At 73.4% G+C, this 15,752-nt stretch carries 17 protein-coding genes; 12 read left to right on the plus strand and 5 right to left on the minus strand.

Going from position 1 to position 15,752, the window contains the following annotated elements; genetic code table 11:
• Positions 1-87: 87 nt before the first annotated feature.
• From F8R89_RS25690 to F8R89_RS25700, 3 genes are all read left to right on the plus strand, one after another.
• The gene (locus F8R89_RS25690; RefSeq protein WP_151786154.1) at positions 88-936 is read left to right on the plus strand and encodes a GNAT family N-acetyltransferase; all 849 of its coding nucleotides are present in this window, start codon (positions 88-90) and stop codon (positions 934-936) included.
• Positions 937-1,020: 84 nt separating this feature from the next.
• Positions 1,021-1,584 carry a GNAT family N-acetyltransferase gene (locus tag F8R89_RS25695; protein WP_151786155.1) on the plus strand — a complete coding sequence of 188 codons (564 nt, stop codon included), beginning with the start codon at positions 1,021-1,023 and terminating at the stop codon, positions 1,582-1,584.
• Between the two features lie 132 nt (positions 1,585-1,716).
• Positions 1,717-3,420 (plus strand): proline--tRNA ligase, encoded by a 1,704-nt coding sequence (locus tag F8R89_RS25700; RefSeq protein ID WP_151786156.1) that lies wholly within the window; start codon positions 1,717-1,719, stop codon positions 3,418-3,420.
• A gap of 92 nt (positions 3,421-3,512) precedes the next feature.
• Here F8R89_RS25700 and F8R89_RS25705 read toward each other — a convergent pair whose 3' ends face one another.
• Both F8R89_RS25705 and F8R89_RS25710 read right to left on the minus strand, forming a co-directional pair.
• Positions 3,513-3,752, minus strand: coding sequence for a hypothetical protein (locus tag F8R89_RS25705; RefSeq protein ID WP_225994483.1), 240 nt, complete (start codon positions 3,750-3,752; stop codon positions 3,513-3,515).
• Positions 3,753-3,948: 196 nt separating this feature from the next.
• Complete coding sequence (locus F8R89_RS25710; RefSeq protein ID WP_151786158.1) at positions 3,949-4,374, minus strand: helix-turn-helix domain-containing protein; 426 nt, start codon at positions 4,372-4,374, stop codon at positions 3,949-3,951.
• A gap of 276 nt (positions 4,375-4,650) precedes the next feature.
• On the opposite strand from F8R89_RS25710, the gene F8R89_RS25715 reads away from it, so the two are divergent.
• The 4 genes from F8R89_RS25715 (at position 4,651) to F8R89_RS25730 (ending at position 7,870) form a co-directional block, all read left to right on the plus strand.
• A complete protein-coding gene (locus tag F8R89_RS25715) occupies positions 4,651-5,241 on the plus strand; it encodes an RNA polymerase sigma factor (RefSeq protein WP_225994484.1) in 591 nt (196 codons plus the stop codon).
• Entirely contained in the window at positions 5,238-5,948 is a 711-nt protein-coding gene (locus F8R89_RS25720; protein ID WP_151786160.1) for a BN159_2729 family protein, read from the plus strand. Before F8R89_RS25715 ends, F8R89_RS25720 begins: the two co-directional genes overlap by 4 nt.
• Entirely contained in the window at positions 5,945-6,703 is a 759-nt protein-coding gene (locus F8R89_RS25725) for a WhiB family transcriptional regulator (RefSeq protein ID WP_151786161.1), read from the plus strand. Before F8R89_RS25720 ends, F8R89_RS25725 begins: the two co-directional genes overlap by 4 nt.
• A gap of 648 nt (positions 6,704-7,351) precedes the next feature.
• Positions 7,352-7,870: a hypothetical protein gene (locus F8R89_RS25730; protein ID WP_225994485.1), complete on the plus strand. Its 519-nt coding sequence runs from the start codon at positions 7,352-7,354 to the stop codon at positions 7,868-7,870.
• A 100-nt stretch (positions 7,871-7,970) separates the two neighbouring features.
• Here the strand turns inward: F8R89_RS25730 and F8R89_RS25735 are convergent, their stop codons facing one another.
• From F8R89_RS25735 to F8R89_RS25745, 3 genes are read right to left on the minus strand one after another with little or no spacing between them, the layout of a single operon-like run.
• Positions 7,971-8,870: an aminoglycoside phosphotransferase family protein gene (locus tag F8R89_RS25735; RefSeq protein WP_151786162.1), complete on the minus strand. Its 900-nt coding sequence runs from the start codon at positions 8,868-8,870 to the stop codon at positions 7,971-7,973.
• 47 nt (positions 8,871-8,917) lie between these two features.
• The gene (locus tag F8R89_RS25740; protein ID WP_192806227.1) at positions 8,918-9,400 is read right to left on the minus strand and encodes a ferritin-like domain-containing protein; all 483 of its coding nucleotides are present in this window, start codon (positions 9,398-9,400) and stop codon (positions 8,918-8,920) included.
• Positions 9,397-9,948, minus strand: coding sequence for a hypothetical protein (locus F8R89_RS25745; RefSeq protein ID WP_151786163.1), 552 nt, complete (start codon positions 9,946-9,948; stop codon positions 9,397-9,399). The genes F8R89_RS25740 and F8R89_RS25745 overlap by 4 nt, the downstream gene beginning before the upstream one ends.
• 221 nt (positions 9,949-10,169) lie before the next feature.
• On the opposite strand from F8R89_RS25745, the gene rimP reads away from it, so the two are divergent.
• The 5 genes from rimP (at position 10,170) to F8R89_RS25770 (ending at position 15,725) form a co-directional block, all read left to right on the plus strand.
• On the plus strand, positions 10,170-10,667 hold the full coding sequence (rimP, locus tag F8R89_RS25750; RefSeq protein ID WP_151786164.1) for a ribosome maturation factor RimP: 498 nt from the start codon (positions 10,170-10,172) through the stop codon (positions 10,665-10,667).
• A 2-nt stretch (positions 10,668-10,669) separates the two neighbouring features.
• Entirely contained in the window at positions 10,670-11,656 is a 987-nt protein-coding gene (nusA, locus tag F8R89_RS25755) for a transcription termination factor NusA (protein WP_151786165.1), read from the plus strand.
• Positions 11,657-11,758: 102 nt separating this feature from the next.
• Positions 11,759-12,055 (plus strand): YlxR family protein, encoded by a 297-nt coding sequence (locus tag F8R89_RS25760; protein ID WP_079033744.1) that lies wholly within the window; start codon positions 11,759-11,761, stop codon positions 12,053-12,055.
• A gap of 146 nt (positions 12,056-12,201) precedes the next feature.
• Positions 12,202-15,288, plus strand: coding sequence for a translation initiation factor IF-2 (gene infB / locus F8R89_RS25765; RefSeq protein ID WP_151786166.1), 3,087 nt, complete (start codon positions 12,202-12,204; stop codon positions 15,286-15,288).
• A gap of 143 nt (positions 15,289-15,431) precedes the next feature.
• Positions 15,432-15,725, plus strand: coding sequence for a DUF503 domain-containing protein (locus F8R89_RS25770; RefSeq protein ID WP_062669224.1), 294 nt, complete (start codon positions 15,432-15,434; stop codon positions 15,723-15,725).
• Positions 15,726-15,752 lie beyond the last annotated feature (27 nt).

Here is a 15,752-nt window from a genome sequence, read left to right on the forward strand (position 1 = left end):
CCACCGGTCACGACCGCGGGGCGGCACGCCCCGACTTCCGCGGGTACAGTGCGGGGACCAGCAGAACCCCAGCGTGAGGCCCCGCACGTGTTGACCCAGACCACCTCACGGGTGCTCGAACCGAGTGACCTGGACGCCGCGCTCGCCGTCCTCGACCGCGAGCCGGTCGCCAACGCCTTCGTGACGTCCCGCGTCCAGGTCGCGGGCCTCGACCCCTGGCGCCTCGGCGGCGAGATGTGGGGCTGGTACGAGGACGGCATGCTGACGTCCCTGTGCTACGCGGGCGCCAACCTCGTCCCCATCTGCGCCACCCCGCGCGCCGTGCGCGCCTTCGCGGACCGCGCCCGCCGGGCCGGCCGCCGCTGCTCCTCCATCGTCGGGCCCGCCGAGCCCACCGCCCAGCTGTGGCGGCTGCTCGAACCCACCTGGGGCCCGGCCCGCGAGGTCCGCGCCCACCAGCCGCTCATGGTCACCGACCACATGCCGGCCGACATCGCCCCCGACCCGTACGTCCGCCGCATCCGCAAGGACGAGATGGAGACGATCCTCCCGGCGTGCGTGGCCATGTTCACCGAGGAGGTCGGCGTCTCGCCGCTCGCCGGCGACGGCGGCCTCCTCTACCAGGCCCGGGTCGCGGAACTCGTCGGCTCCGGCCGCTCCTTCGCCCGCCTCGACCAGAACGGCAAGGTCGTCTTCAAGGCGGAGATCGGCGCCGCCACCGACCGCGCTTGTCAGATCCAGGGCGTCTGGGTGGCCCCCGAGTACCGCGGCCAGGGCCTCGCGGCGCCCGGGATGGCGGCGGTCCTGCGCTACGCCCTCGCGGACGTGGCCCCGGTCGCCAGCCTCTACGTCAACGACTTCAACACCGCGGCCCGCAGGACCTACCGCAGGGTGGGCTTCCAGGAGGTCGGCGCCTTCATGAGCGTCCTGTTCTGAGGGCGGCCCGCCCGCGCGGGCGGGAAGGGTCCCCGCCAGGCCGTACCAGCACCTTCGCACGGCAATGCTTGTAGGCTCCCCACCATGCGCCTTCCCGGTCACGCACACCGCCGCCACCCCGACGACATCGTGATCGGCCCGCTCGACCTGACGGCCCGGGTCGACGAGGCCCTCGCCGTCCAGGCGGTGGCGTTCGGACTCGGCCCCGACGAAGTCGCCGTCCGCCGCCAGATCGTCCTGCGGCACATGACCTACCCCGGCGCCCGCGCCCTCGGCGCCACCGACGGCGACCGCCTCGCCGGCTTCGTCTACGGCATGCCCAACAGCCGCGGCCACTGGTGGTCCACGGTGGTGGAGCCGTACCTGCGCGCCCAGGGCCTCGACGACTGGCTCGACGACTCCTTCGTCATCACCGAGCTGCACGTCCACCCCGCCTACCAGAACCGGGGCGTGGGCCGCGCCCTGATCACCACCATCACCGACAGCGCCGACGAGCCGCGCTCGATCCTCTCCGCGATCGACATGGACAGCCCGGCCCGCGGCCTCTACCACTCCCTCGGCTACCAGGACCTCGCACGCCGGGTCCTGTTCCCCAGCGCCCCGAAGCCGTACGCCGTGATGGGCGCCCCGCTGCCGCTACGCCGCTAGGCCCTTCGTCTCGATCAGACCCCGCTCCGTGATCCGGCCTGATCCAAGCGAAGGCCATAACCGATTTCCACCGTCCCGTCCCGCCCGGCTAACCTCCTGCCATCAACCACATCCGGCAGGAGTACGAGAACCATGGCGAAAGCACCGGTCCAGCGCATGTCCCAGTTGATGGCGAAGACGCTGCGCGACGACCCGGCGGACGCCGAGGTCCTCAGCCACAAGCTGCTGGTCCGCGCTGGATACGTCCGTCGCACGGCGGCCGGCATCTGGTCCTGGCTGCCCCTCGGCAAGCGGGTCCTGGCCAACGTGGAGCGCATCGTCCGTGAGGAGATGGACGCCATCGGCGCCCAGGAGGTGCTGCTGCCCGCGCTGCTGCCGCGTGAGCCGTACGACGCCACGGGCCGCTGGGACGAGTACGGCCAGGAGCTGTTCCGGCTCAAGGACCGCAAGGGCGGCGACTACCTGCTCGGCCCGACCCACGAGGAGATCTTCACCCTGCTGGTGAAGGACCAGGCGTCCTCCTACAAGGACCTGCCGGTCATCCTCTACCAGATCCAGCACAAGTACCGCGACGAGGCCCGTCCCCGGGCCGGCATCCTGCGCGGCCGCGAGTTCCTGATGAAGGACTCCTACTCCTTCGACACGGACGACGAGGGCCTGGCCCAGTCGTACGCCCTGCACCGCCAGGCCTACCAGCGCGTCTTCGAGCGCCTCGGCCTGGACTACCGCATCTGCGCGGCGACCGCCGGCGCGATGGGCGGCTCGAAGTCCGAGGAGTTCCTGGCCCCCGCCGAGGCCGGCGAGGACACCTTCGCCGACTGCCCGAACTGCGACTTCGCGGCGAACACCGAGGCGATCACCTACGAGCTGAAGCCGGTCGAGGCCGCGGACGTGCCCGCGCTCGAGGAGATCCCCACCCCGGACACCCCCACCATCGAGACCCTCGCCGCCCACCTCGGCGTCCCGGCCTCGGCCACCCTGAAGAACCTGCTGGTCAAGGTCGACGGCGAGATCGTCGCCGTCGGTGTCCCCGGCGACCGCGAGGTCGACATCGACAAGGTCGAGGCGCACTTCGCCCCGGCCGTCGTCGAGATGGTCACCGAGGCGGACTTCGCCGCACGCCCCGACCTGGTGCGCGGCTACGTCGGCCCGCAGGGCCTGGGCGAGAAGGTCACCTACCTCGCCGACCCGCGCGTGGCCCCCGGCACCTCCTGGATCACCGGCGCCAACAAGGAGGGCACGCACGCGAAGAACGTCGTCGCGGGCCGTGACTTCGAGGTCGACACCTACGTCGACGTCGTGGTCGTGCAGGAGGGCGACCCCTGCCCGAAGTGCGGCACCGGCCTCAAGCTCGACCGCGCCATCGAGATCGGCCACATCTTCCAGCTCGGCCGCAAGTACGCCGACGCCCTCAAGCTCGACGTCCTCGGCCAGAACGGCAAGCCGGTCCGCGTCACCATGGGCTCCTACGGCATCGGCGTCTCCCGTGCGGTGGCCGCGCTCGCCGAGCAGACCGCCGACGACAAGGGGCTGTGCTGGCCCGCCGAGGTCGCCCCGGCCGACGTGCACGTGGTCGCCGCCGGCAAGGCCCTGCAGACCGAGCTGGCCCTCGACGTCTCCGAGAAGCTGTCCGCGGCCGGGCTGCGGGTGCTGTGCGACGACCGCGCCGGTGTCTCGCCGGGCGTGAAGTTCACGGACTCCGAGCTGATCGGCGTCCCGCGGATCCTGGTGGCCGGGCGCCGCTCGGCCGAGGGCGTCGTCGAGCTGAAGGACCGCAGGACCGGTGAGCGCGAGGAGCTGACGGTGGACGAGGCGATCGCCCGCCTGACCGCCTGACCGCCTGACCGCCTGACCGGCACACCTCTGCGACGTCCGGCCGTCCCTCGCAGGAGGGGCGGCCGGACGTCGTCCGCGGTCCGGCGGCCGGGTCAGCCGGCCTCGGCCGCGTGCAGGCGGGGCAGCAGTTGCTGGGGGAGTTCGACGCCCATGCCGCAGAAGCAGCGCAGCGGTCCGCCCCGGGAAGCGGGAGCCCCCAGGTCGATGATGAGGATGTCCGCCACTTCTCTGAGCACGTCACCCGCCGGGGCACTGCGAGCCACCCTGATGCTGACTTCGTCGGGGTCCCAGACCGCGATGCTCGCCAGACCGTCCGTCACGGCAATGCGCACGCACACAACTGCCTCCCCAGGAATGCCTACGGCACGAGCGTTCCGCTCCGGGAGGTCAGCGGCTGACTGATGGTACCGATGTGTGTGGGGTTCGTGAGGACTTTCGTCATATTCTCCCGGAGCGCGCCTTGTATACGTTAGGCACCGGGGATGACCGGCGGCCCGCTCCGCGCGTGACGCTCGCCCGCCGCTGACCTCAGACGATACGGCTGACCTGGAGCATCGCCTCGGCGTCCTTGAGCAGCGCGCGCTGCCGTGACTCCGGCAATTGCCGGTACAGCTTGAGGAGCCGGGCCTCGCGCTCGTCGCCGCTGGGTCCCGGCACCGGCCGGCCCACCGCCTCGAAGAACTCGCGCGGTGTGGTGCGCACGCCCCAGCGCCGGAACACGTCGACCATGGCCCGCAGCTTCTCCGGGTCGATGCGCGAGGTGCCGCGCGTGCGGTTCATCCAGGCGTTGAGCGTCGGGTACGAGATGCCGGACTCCGCCGCCAGGTCCTTCTGGGTCCGGTCGGGCACCTGGGCCAGCAGGCGTTCGAGCAGGGCCGCCAGATCCTCGTCCCGCCGCTGGGCGTGCGGGGCGGCTTCGGGATCGGCTGGGGGATGGCTCCGCTGGTTCGTCACGACTCAGAGGATCGGTCATCAATATCTACAAGCGCAAGTAGATCGCAGATCGGCGAACGGGCTTCGGGAGCACGCCGGAGCGTTCCGGGGGTGCCGATGCTCCTGTGCGCCCCGTCCGCGCCCTCAAGTCTCACGCTCCGTAGGCTTCTTGACACGATATGCATCTACATGAAGACTGTAGGCGCCCTGGGAGGGGATCGCGGGTTTCCGCCGTGGCCTGCGCGCGTCCGTCCAAGGAATCTACATCTACATGCGTATTGCAGAGGAGGAGCCGTCGTGTCCCATCCGGACAACGTCACCACCGCCCCGGCCGGTCCGGAGCCCGAACTGGTCGCCCGGGCCCGCGCCGGCGACCGGGAGGCGTTCGCCGCCCTGTATTTCGAGCACTACCGCGTCGTCTACGCGTTCCTCCTGGTTCGCACCCGCAACAGACATCTCGCCGAGGACCTCACCCAGGAGGTGTTCGTCCGCGCCCTGCGCCGCATCGGCACCTTCCACTGGCAGGGCACCGCCTTCGCCGGCTGGCTCACCACGATCGCCAAGAACCTCTGGCTCGACGAACTCGGACGCGGCCGCACGCGATGGGAGACCCCCGTCGCCGAGTTCGACGACCCCCGGGACGCCCAGCGCGGCACCGAGGCGCTCGTCCTGCGCGAACTGGACGCCGTCGAGGCCCAGGAGACCGTCCACACCGCCCTGCACCGGCTCAACCCCCACCAACGGCACTGCCTGGAGCTGCGCTTCCTGGACGAACTGAGCGCGCAGGAGACCGCGTTGGCCATGGGACGCAGCGTCGGCGCGGTCAAGACGCTCACCTACCGGGCGCTGCGCAAACTGCGCTGGACGACGGAGGCGGTGTCCGCGTGAACGGCAACAGCCCCGCCGCCGGGGGCGCGGTCCGCGCGGTCCTGCGGTCCGTGGACCCCGAACCCGTCGCCGTCGCCCTCCCCCTCGGCCCCGGCCGGCCCCCGGTCACCGTGCTGCACCGCACCGCGGACGGGCGCTGGTCCCGCGGGCCCCGCCCGCTCACGGATCTGGAGCGCAGGGCCCTCGCCTGGGACGCCTCGTGCGCCCGCGCGCGCTCCGTCGCCCGCGCGGTCGAGCGCCACCTCGCCGGGCACGCCGGCCCCTCCGACGTCCGCGTCGACGGCGACCGGGTCCGGGTCGCGCTGCGCGTGGACGGCGCCGAGTGCTGGACCCGCTGGCGCGCCTACTTCCACATCACCGCCGTCGGGGAGGGAAGCCGCCCCCACACCCTCGTCGGCGACGGCGAGCGCGACGGCGTCCGCGTCACCGTGGTGGCCCACGGCGCCGCGCCCCGGCGGCGGGGGCGCCGCCCCTTCCGCGTCGGCGACGCCACCTACGACCTCGCGGCCCCGCTGCGCGACGCCCACGGCGACGTCTGGTACTTCCAGGGCTGCCGGCGGCCCGACGGGATGCCGCTGCTGTCCCTGGACGGGCGTCCCGAACGGTGCTCCCTGGCCAACGTGGCGGCTCATCTGGGCCCCCTGTCCCCGGTGTGCGACACCCGCCGCGCCGGGGACCGCACGTCCCCGCCCGAGCCGGCCGGATGACCCCGGCGGTACCCGACGGCGGATCACGGATCTGGGAACTGCGCGCGGCCTGCCGGGAGTGGGACGCCGATCTGTGGTTCACCCGCCGCACGTGGCCCCTCGCGGTCGCGATCTGCGCGCTCTGCCCCGTGCTCGAACCATGCCGGGACGCCGTGCTGCGACGGGAGCGGGGCCTGCCCCGATGCCGCCGGCAGGGCGTCGTCGCGGGCCTCACGGGCCCCCAGCGGCACGCCCTGGAACAAGGCGGCCTGGCGGCACCCCCCACGCCGGCGCCCCGGCTCACACCGACCGCCCCACCCGAGCACGCGCCCTCGCGCCCGGGAGAGACGGCCTCGACCGAGCCTGCGGCGCCCCGGGTCGCGGACACCCAGCCCCACCCGGTGCCGTTCACCGCGGCGGGGGAGGAGACCCGGCCCGCCCCCGGCCGGCGTCCGTCCCCATCCGTGGCTCGGTCCGAGCCCACGCCGCCGCCGGCCTCGCGGGAGGAGACCCCGCCGGCCCCCGGCCGGTGCGCGACCGAGGCGTCGCACCCCAGGTCCGACGACACGGCCCCGCACGAGCGGCGGACGCCCGAGCGGGGCGACGCGCCCCCGCGCACCCGCCCGGCGCCCTGTGGCACGCGCGCCGCCTACCAGCGGCATCTGCGACGGGGCGAACCCGTCGACGCGGCATGCCGGGCCGCCAACACCTATGAGGCCGGCCGCTACCGCCGCACCGGCTCCACCCGCGCCCGCCCTCCGCGCCCACCCGACTGACCCGCGCCGCCGCCCGTTCTTGGAGACCCGCATGTCCCGGCCTTCCGCGCCCCCTCCCGGCGCGCCCCTGCAGCGCCGTCGCGTTCCACGGTCCGCGTGCCGCGCCGGAGTGCCCGGTGGCCGGACCTGCCGTCCGTTCGCCGCCCGTTCTTGGAGACCCGCATGTTCCAGGCCCTGCGTGGGCCGTCCCCGCGCGCCCCTGCCGCATCGCGGCCTTCCACGGTCCGCGTGCCGCGCCGGCGTCGGCGGCCCGGCCGGCAGCCCGTTCGCCGCCCGTTCCGGGAGAACCGCATGCCCCCGCCCCGCGTGCCCCTGGTGCGCCGCCGTCTTCCTCGGTCCGCGTGCGGCGCCACGGTGCCCGGCGGCCCGGCCCGCCGCCCGTTCCCGGGGGCCCGCATGCCCAGGCCCCGCGTGCCCCGCCCCCCGCGCCCCTCCCGCGCCGTCTCCCTTCCCCGTCCGCCTCGCCCACCCGCCTGACCCGCACCACCCCCCGTTCACCGACCGTCTCCGAGGAACCGCATGTCCAGGCCCTCCCCGCCCCCGCCCCGCGCACCCCTTCCGCGCCGTCGCCTTCCCCCGGACGCGTGCCGCGCCACAGGGGCCGGCGGTTCGGGCCGCGGCCGTTCGTCCATCGTCACGGAGTATCCGATGATGCCCACGCCACCCTCTCCGCCCCCGCCGTCCGACGAGCTCGCGGAGGGCGATCCCCGGTCGCCGGGGCGTCTGCGCCGGGCGGTCGCCGTGGTGTGGCGGCGGCGCCGGCCGGACGGTTCGCCCCGGCGGCCGTGTGAGCGGGAGTTGGAGCTGTGCCGGCAGGAGCGGGACCGCTGGCAGCGGCACGCCGACTCCTATGAGCGGGACCTGACCCGCGTACGGCTGGAACGCGCCCAACTGCTGGCCTGGCTGGCCGCCCTGCACCCGGCGAGCGCCGTCCTCACCCGGGGCGCCGACGGCATCCACCAGCTCGGTATCGAGGCGGGCGGCCGGCAGCTGTCCTGGCCCCTGCACCCGGCCGACCTGGCGCAGTTCGCGCACATCCCGTACGCCCCGCACACCGCGGGCACGCACGGCCGCGAGGGCGGGGACCAGGCGGCCCATCTACGGCGCCACACACGGCTGCTGGCCATGGAGGGCATGCTCTTCGCGACGGCCCCCGACGACCGCTGAACACCCCGCCGGACTCCGGCCGGCAGGCTCGGGAGGCACGTCGGCCGGACCCACCGCGCCCCCCTGCGAGAGCTCCCCGCAGGGGGGCGCGGCTCCCGGCCTACAGCCAGCTCGCGAATTCCAGGAGCAGCTCGGCGTCCTGCGGCCGCCCCACCCGCAGCGCCCGCACCCCCGACTCCACGGCCCGGAACAGCGTCCACCCGCGCAGCCGTTCCTGGTCGACCTCCAGGGACTCCGCGAGGCGCTTGACCCTGCGGCGCGTCGTCGAGGCACCCGACGGCGAGGCGATCAGGTCCTCCACCCGGTCCCGCACGAGCCGCGCCAGATCGAACGCGCACTCACCGACCACCGGGTCCGGGCCCACCGCCAGCCACGGCATCCGCTCCCCGGCGAGCACCTTGCTCTGCCGGAACGTGCCGTGCAGCAGCTGCCGTTCCGGCGGGGCCGCCAGCAGCTCGTCCCGGGCCGCCAGCGCGGCGTCGACCAGCACCGCCACCTCGGTGTGCTCCGACGCGGTCGCCCGCATCGCCTCCGCCTGCCGCCCCGTCCGCTCCTCGACCGTCTCGAAGGGGTGCCCCTCCGGAGGCGCCACCCACAGCCGGCGCAGCGTCCCCGCCGCCTCCAGCAGCGCCTTCGCCTCCGGCAGCGACCGCACCGACCGGTCCGGGCGCAGCCGCTCCAGCAGCAGCACGCCCTCCGTCACGAACGGCTCGACCAGCTGGACGGCACCGGTGCCGCCCCAGTGCGCGAGCGCGGCCCGCTCGCTCTCCGGACGCGCACGGGGCGGCGCCAGCTTCAGCACCGCCGGGGTGCCGTCGGCCCGCCGGACCAGCACCACGAGGCTGCTGCGGCCACCCGGCAGCTGCACCCGCTCCACCGTCAACTCGCGGGCCTCGACGGCCTGCCGGGCCGCCCGCGGCAGCTCCTCCAGCCAGGCGTCGCCTTCCGGCGCCGTCTCACCGAGCGCCCTGACCAGACGCTGCGGCGGTTCGAAAGCCATGCGCGAGTCGTCCCTTCCGTCCTGCCGTCGGTGTCCTGCCGCCCGCGTCACGCGGTGGGCGCCCCCGGCGCGGACGACGTGTCCGCCCGCTCGGCGAGCCCAGGGAAGGCTACGCTCTCGCCCCGCCAGCGCACCGCCCGGACCGCCGCCTCCCGCAGCGCCTCGGCGGCCGTGCCCCGCGTCTCGCCCCGGGCCGCGCGCACCAGGTCCGCGTACACCCCGGCCAGCCGGCTCTCCAGTTCGGCCGCGAACAGCACCGCCGTGGCCCGGTCCGTCACCGGGAACGGCAGCGCGTACCCGGCGCTCGCGGCGACCGGGTCGGCGCCCAGGTCGCGCACCGCGCGCGCCAGCGCGTCCCGCCGCGCCCGGTGGGCGTCGTACGCGGCCCGCGCGTCGGAGCGCCGCTCCTCGCCGATCCGCCCGCCGACCACGCCGTACCCGTAGACCGCCGCGTGCTCGGCGGCCAGCGCCGCCTGAAGCGCCGTCACCGTCGCCTTGCCCGCCTCGTCCGCCTTGCCGGTGTCGCTCACTTCGCACCCTCCGTCAGCAGGAACGCGTGCGCGGCGCCGGCCGCCGCCACCGAGGCGAGCAGCCGGGCCAGTTCACCGGGCATCTCCAGCAGGGTCTTGGCCCGCTGGTCCGCGAGCGTCCGTTCGACGGCCGCCAGTTCGGCCAGCGCGTCCCGCTCGTCCGCGGGCACCGCCGGGGCCGAGACCGAGGCCGAGGGCGACGGGGAGGCGGAGCCCGAGGGGGTGGGGGAGGGCGACGCCGACGAACCGGACGCGCCTCCGCCGAACGCCTCCCTGTGCCGTACGGCCTCCGCGCGCAGCGGGGTCAGCAGCGGCGCCAGCGCCGGATGCGCGGCGAGGACGGCGTCGTACCGTCCGACCAGGCCCTCGCTGTCCCGGGCCGCACGCGCGCGTGCCCGCTCGGCGAGCGACGGACTGCCGCCCGTACCGCCGTCCGGGTCACCGGGAGCGGAGGAGCAGCCCGCCAGCAGCGCGGCTCCCGCGGCCGACGCGAGCAGGGTTCTTCTGCGCGGTCCCGGGAGGACGCGCGGAGACGGGGGGTACGGCACGGGCGACTTCCTCAGGGGAGTTCGTACGAAAGCACTTGCGACGGCGGCTGCCCGGTCAGCGGGCCGCGTGCCCGTGATCACCGTACCCGCGCCACACGAACGTGCCAGTCATCGGCACCGGTCACACACAGGTGGACGGCAACACACCCTGCGACCGGATACCCTTTGACCTGACACGCGACCCATCCCACAACAGCACACGCGGCCGAGGAGTCACCCGGATGAGCACCACCCAGAGCGAGAGGCTGCGAGCACTCCTGGAACCCCTCGTCAGCTCCCAGGGACTGGACCTCGAAGAGATCGAAGTGGACTCGGTCGGACGCAAGCGTGTGCTGCGCGTCGTCGTCGACTCCGACACCGGCGCCGACCTGGACCGGATCGCCGATGTGAGCCGCGCGCTCTCGGCGAAGCTGGACGAGACGGACGCGATGGGCGAGGGCGAGTACACCCTCGAGGTCGGCACCCCCGGCGCGGAACGCCTCCTCAAGGAGCACCGCCACTACGTGCGTGCCGTCGACCGCCTGGTGAAGTTCCAGCTGGCCGAGGGCGGCGAACTGGTGGCCCGCATCCTCGAGGTCGACGACGACGGTCTCGACCTGGAAGTGCCCGGGGTCAAGGGCCGCAAGGCGACCAGCCGCAGACTCGCGTTCCCGGAGATCGAGAAGGCGCGCGTGCAGGTCGAGTTCAACCGCAAGGACAAGAAGGAAGAGGAGGCGTAGCCGTGGACATCGACATGAGTGCCCTGCGGGGCTTGGTTCGGGAGAAGGAGATCTCCTTCGACCTGCTGGTCGAGGCGATCGAGTCGGCCCTCCTCATCGCCTACCACCGCACCGAGGGAAGCCGCCGACACGCGCGCGTGGAGCTCAACCGGGAGACCGGGCATGTGACCGTGTGGGCGAAGGAGGACCCCGAGGACCTCGACGAGGGCCAGGAGGCCCGCGAGTTCGACGACACCCCGTCCGGGTTCGGCCGTATCGCCGCCACCACCGCCAAGCAGGTCATCCTGCAGCGGCTGCGCGACGCCGAGGACGACGCGACGCTCGGCGAGTACGCCGGCCGCGAGGGCGACATCGTCACCGGCGTGGTCCAGCAGGGCCGCGACCCGAAGAACGTGCTCGTGGACATCGGCAAGCTGGAGGCCATCCTGCCGGTGCAGGAGCAGGTCCCCGGCGAGACCTACCCGCACGGCATGCGGCTGCGGTCGTACGTGGTGCGGGTCGCCAAGGGGGTCCGCGGGCCCTCCGTGACCCTGTCGCGCACCCACCCGAACCTGGTGAAGAAGCTCTTCGCGCTGGAGGTGCCGGAGATCGCCGACGGATCCGTCGAGATCGCCGCCATCGCGCGTGAGGCCGGTCACCGCACCAAGATCGCCGTGCGCTCCACCCGCAGCGGCCTGAACGCCAAGGGCGCCTGCATCGGCCCCATGGGCGGCCGGGTGCGCAACGTCATGGGCGAGCTCAACGGTGAGAAGATCGACATCGTCGACTGGTCGGACGACCCGGCCGAGATGGTGGCGAACGCGCTCTCCCCGGCCCGTGTCTCCAAGGTGGAGGTCGTGGACATGGCGACCCGGTCGGCCCGGGTGACCGTGCCCGACTACCAGCTGTCGCTGGCGATCGGCAAGGAAGGGCAGAACGCCCGGCTCGCCGCCCGGCTCACCGGCTGGCGCATCGACATCCGGCCGGACACCGAGCAGGCCGGGGAATAGATCCAGACCTCAGGTCGCTCAGATCACGTCAGGTTATCGCCCGGCAACTGTTCGAATCCTGCCCCAAAGGGGTGAGGTCGGTACGGGGAGGTAGACTTAACTGTGTCTGGCCGGACACGCGTCCGCGCATGCCCTGAGCGCACCTGTGTGGGGTGCCGGGAGCGAGCGGCCAAGGCTGATCTGCTGCGGATCGTGGCGATCGAGGACGAGTGCGTCCCCGATCCTCGCGGTACGCTGCCCGGCCGGGGTGCGTATGTACACCCCGCCCTGGTCTGTCTCGACCAGGCGGTACGCCGCCGGGCGTTCACGAGGGCGTTGCGCGCCCCGGGAGCGCTCGACACAAAGGCGTTGCGCCGGTACGTCGAGCAGACGACAGTTGCCGAGCAGGCAACACCGTAAGAAGCGTCGCGCGGAACCCCGTGCGGCCCTGGTACCTCGCGAGTCGGAAGTAGGTCGAGATTGCGATGAGCACTCGATGAGTACGCGATGAGTACGCCCATGAAGTAGCGACGGTCCGGCCGCAACCCGGACCTAAAAGGAGCGAAGTGGCTAAGGTCCGGGTATACGAACTCGCCAAGGAGTTCGGCGTCGAGAGCAAGGTCGTCATGGCCAAGCTCCAAGAACTCGGTGAATTCGTCCGTTCGGCGTCTTCGACCATCGAAGCGCCCGTAGTCCGCAAACTGACGGACGCCCTCCAGCAGGGCAACGGCGGCGGCAAGCCCGCCCCCGCCCGCAAGGCTGCCCCGGCGAAGCCGGGCGCCCCCTCTCCCGCGCAGGCCGCCCGTCCGGCTGCCCCGCGCCCGCCGGCCCCGAAGCCGGCTGCCGAGAAGCCCGCGGCTCCCGCCGCGCCGGCCTCCTCCGGCCCCCGTCCCACCCCGGGCCCGAAGCCCGCGCCGCGGCCCGCCCCGGCGTCCCCGGCTCCGACCACGCCCGAGTTCACGGCCCCCCCGGCGGCACCCGCCGCTCCGGCGGCCTCGCAGGGCCAGGGCCAGGGTTCCGGCACGCGTCCGGGCGCCCCGCGTCCCGGCGGCCAGGCCCCGCGTCCGGGCGCTCCGCGTCCCGGCGGCCAGCAGGGTGGCCAGGGCCGCGGTGAGCGTTCCGGCGCCCCGCGTCCGGGTGGCCAGGCGCCGCGTCCCGGCGCCCGTCCGGCCGGTCCCCGTCCGGGCAACAACCCCTTCACCTCCGGCGGCTCCACCGGCATGGCGCGTCCCCAGACGCCCCGTCCCGGCGGCGCCCCGCGTCCGGGTGGCCCCGGTGCCCCCGGCGGCGCCCCGCGTCCGCAGGGCCAGGGTCAGGGCGGTCCCCGTCCCCAGGGCGCGGCGGGCGGTCCCCGTCCGCAGGCTCCGGGCGGTCCGCGTCCCACGCCGGGCGGCATGCCCCGTCCGCAGGGCGGCGGCCCCCGTCCCGGTGGCCCGCGTCCGAACCCGGGCATGATGCCGCAGCGTCCCGCCGCGGGCCCGCGTCCCGGTGGCGGCGGTCCCGGTGGCCGTGGTCCCGGTGGCGGCGGTCGTCCCGGTGGCGGCGGCGGTCGCCCGGGTGGCGGCGGCTTCGCCGGCCGTCCGGGTGGCGGCGGCGGCTTCGCCGGCCGTCCCGGTGGTCCCGGTGGCGGTGGCGGCGGCTTCGCCGGCCGTCCCGGTGGTCCCGGTGGTGGCGGCGGCCGTCCCGGCTTCGGTGGCCGTCCCGGCGGTCCCGGTGGCCGCGGTGGCACGCAGGGCGCCTTCGGTCGTCCCGGTGGTCCCGCGCGTCGTGGCCGCAAGTCGAAGCGGCAGAGGCGCCAGGAGTACGAGGCCATGCAGGCCCCGTCGGTCGGCGGCGTGATGCTGCCTCGCGGCAACGGCGAGTCCATTCGCCTGTCGCGCGGTGCGTCGCTCACCGACTTCGCGGAGAAGATCAACGCCAACCCGGCGTCGCTCGTCGCGGTCATGATGAACCTCGGCGAGATGGTCACCGCGACCCAGTCCGTCTCCGACGAGACGCTCCAGCTCCTCGCGGACGAGATGAACTACACCGTTCAGATCGTCAGCCCGGAGGAGGAGGACCGCGAGCTGCTCGAGTCCTTCGACATCGAGTTCGGCGAGGACGAGGGCGACGAGGAGGACCTGGTGGTCCGCCCGCCGGTCGTCACCGTCATGGGTCACGTCGACCACGGAAAGACCCGACTGCTCGACGCCATCCGCAAGACGAACGTCATCGCGGGCGAGGCCGGCGGCATCACCCAGCACATCGGTGCCTACCAGGTCGCGACCGAGGTCAACGACGAAGAGCGCAAGATCACCTTCATCGACACCCCGGGTCACGAGGCGTTCACCGCCATGCGTGCCCGTGGTGCGAAGTCGACCGACATCGCGATCCTGGTCGTCGCGGCCAACGACGGCGTCATGCCGCAGACGGTCGAGGCGCTCAACCACGCCAAGGCGGCCGAGGTCCCGATCGTCGTCGCGGTCAACAAGATCGACGTCGAGGGCGCCGACCCGACCAAGGTGCGCGGTCAGCTCACCGAGTACGGGCTGGTGGCCGAGGAGTACGGCGGCGACACGATGTTCGTCGACATCTCCGCCAAGCAGGGTCTGCACATCGACTCCCTGCTGGAGGCCGTGGTCCTCACCGCGGACGCCTCGCTCGACCTGCGGGCCAACCCGAACCAGGACGCGCAGGGCATCTCGATCGAGTCCCGTCTCGACCGCGGCCGCGGTGCCGTGGCGACGGTCCTCGTCCAGCGCGGCACGCTGCGGGTCGGCGACACGATGGTCGTGGGCGACGCCTACGGCCGTGTGCGCGCCATGCTCGACGACAACGGCAACAACGTCGCCGAGGCCGGTCCCTCGACGCCGGTGCAGGTCCTCGGCCTCACCAACGTCCCGGGCGCCGGTGACAACTTCCTCGTCGTCGACGAGGATCGTACGGCCCGCCAGATCGCGGAGAAGCGCGCCGCCCGTGAGCGCAACGCCGCGTTCGCCAAGCGCACGCGCCGCGTGTCGCTGGAGGACCTGGACAAGGTGCTCAAGGCCGGCGAGGTCCAGCAGCTGAACCTGATCATCAAGGGTGACGCCTCTGGTTCCGTCGAGGCCCTCGAGTCCTCCCTGCTCCAGCTGGACGTCGGCGAAGAGGTCGACATCCGCGTCCTGCACCGCGGCGTCGGTGCGGTCACGGAGTCCGACATCGACCTGGCCATGGGCTCCGACGCCATCGTCATCGGCTTCAACGTCCGGGCAGCCGGCCGTGCGCAGCAGATGGCGGAGCGCGAGGGCGTGGACGTCCGGTACTACTCGGTCATCTACCAGGCGATCGAGGAGATCGAGGCGGCCCTCAAGGGCATGCTCAAGCCGGAGTACGAAGAGGTCGAGCTCGGCACGGCGGAGATCCGCGAGGTCTTCAAGTCGTCCAAGCTGGGCAACATCGCGGGTGTGCTCATCCGCTCCGGCGAGGTCAAGCGCAACACCAAGGCGCGCCTCATCCGCGACGGCAAGGTCGTCGCGGAGAACCTCAACATCGAGGGTCTGCGTCGCTTCAAGGACGACGTCACCGAGATCCGCGAAGGCTACGAGGGTGGTATCAACCTCGGAAACTTCAACGACATCAAGGTCGACGACGTCATCGCGACGTACGAGATGCGCGAGAAGCCGCGCGTCTGATCCCAGCACGCGATCGGGGCCGGTCGGCGCGAGTTCCCGGAAGGGAAACTCCGTCGATCGGCCCCGGCCGTTGCGTGTACGGTTCCCGTATCGGCGCCGAGCCTGGCGCCCGTACCCCGAACCGGCGGGACATCCGGACACATATGTATGTGGGGACTCTGTCCTTCGACCTGCTCCTCGGCGACGTCCACTCGCTCAAGGAGAAACGCTCCCTCGTCCGTCCCATCGTGGCCGAGCTCCAGCGCAAGTACGCCGTGAGCGTGGCCGAGACGGACCACCAGAACCTCCACCGCCGGGCCGGGATCGGTCTCGCGGTGGTCTCCGGGGACATGGGACACCTCACCGGCGTACTGGACCGCTGCGAGCGGCTGGTCGCCGGACGCCCCGAGGTGGAACTGCTCTCGGTTCGACGCAGGCTCCACAGCGACGAAGACTGAAGCACAACGTAAGCACTTAAGGAGACG

The sequence above is a fragment of the Streptomyces sp. SS1-1 genome, assembly GCF_008973465.1.
GTDB lineage: Bacteria > Actinomycetota > Actinomycetes > Streptomycetales > Streptomycetaceae > Streptomyces.

Bases quoted from the DNA above. Each gene is read 5' to 3' on its own strand.
- F8R89_RS25695 (WP_151786155.1), top strand. From the start codon at position 1,021: ATGCGCCTTCCCGGTCACGCACACCGCCGCCACCCCGACGACATCGTG.
- F8R89_RS25700 (WP_151786156.1), top strand. From the start codon at position 1,717: ATGGCGAAAGCACCGGTCCAGCGCATGTCCCAGTTGATGGCGAAGACG.
- F8R89_RS25725 (WP_151786161.1), top strand. From the start codon at position 5,945: ATGACCCCGGCGGTACCCGACGGCGGATCACGGATCTGGGAACTGCGC.
- F8R89_RS25730 (WP_225994485.1), top strand. From the start codon at position 7,352: ATGATGCCCACGCCACCCTCTCCGCCCCCGCCGTCCGACGAGCTCGCG.
- F8R89_RS25735 (WP_151786162.1), bottom strand. From the start codon at position 8,870: ATGGCTTTCGAACCGCCGCAGCGTCTGGTCAGGGCGCTCGGTGAGACG.
- rimP (WP_151786164.1), top strand. From the start codon at position 10,170: ATGAGCACCACCCAGAGCGAGAGGCTGCGAGCACTCCTGGAACCCCTC.
- F8R89_RS25770 (WP_062669224.1), top strand. From the start codon at position 15,432: ATGTATGTGGGGACTCTGTCCTTCGACCTGCTCCTCGGCGACGTCCAC.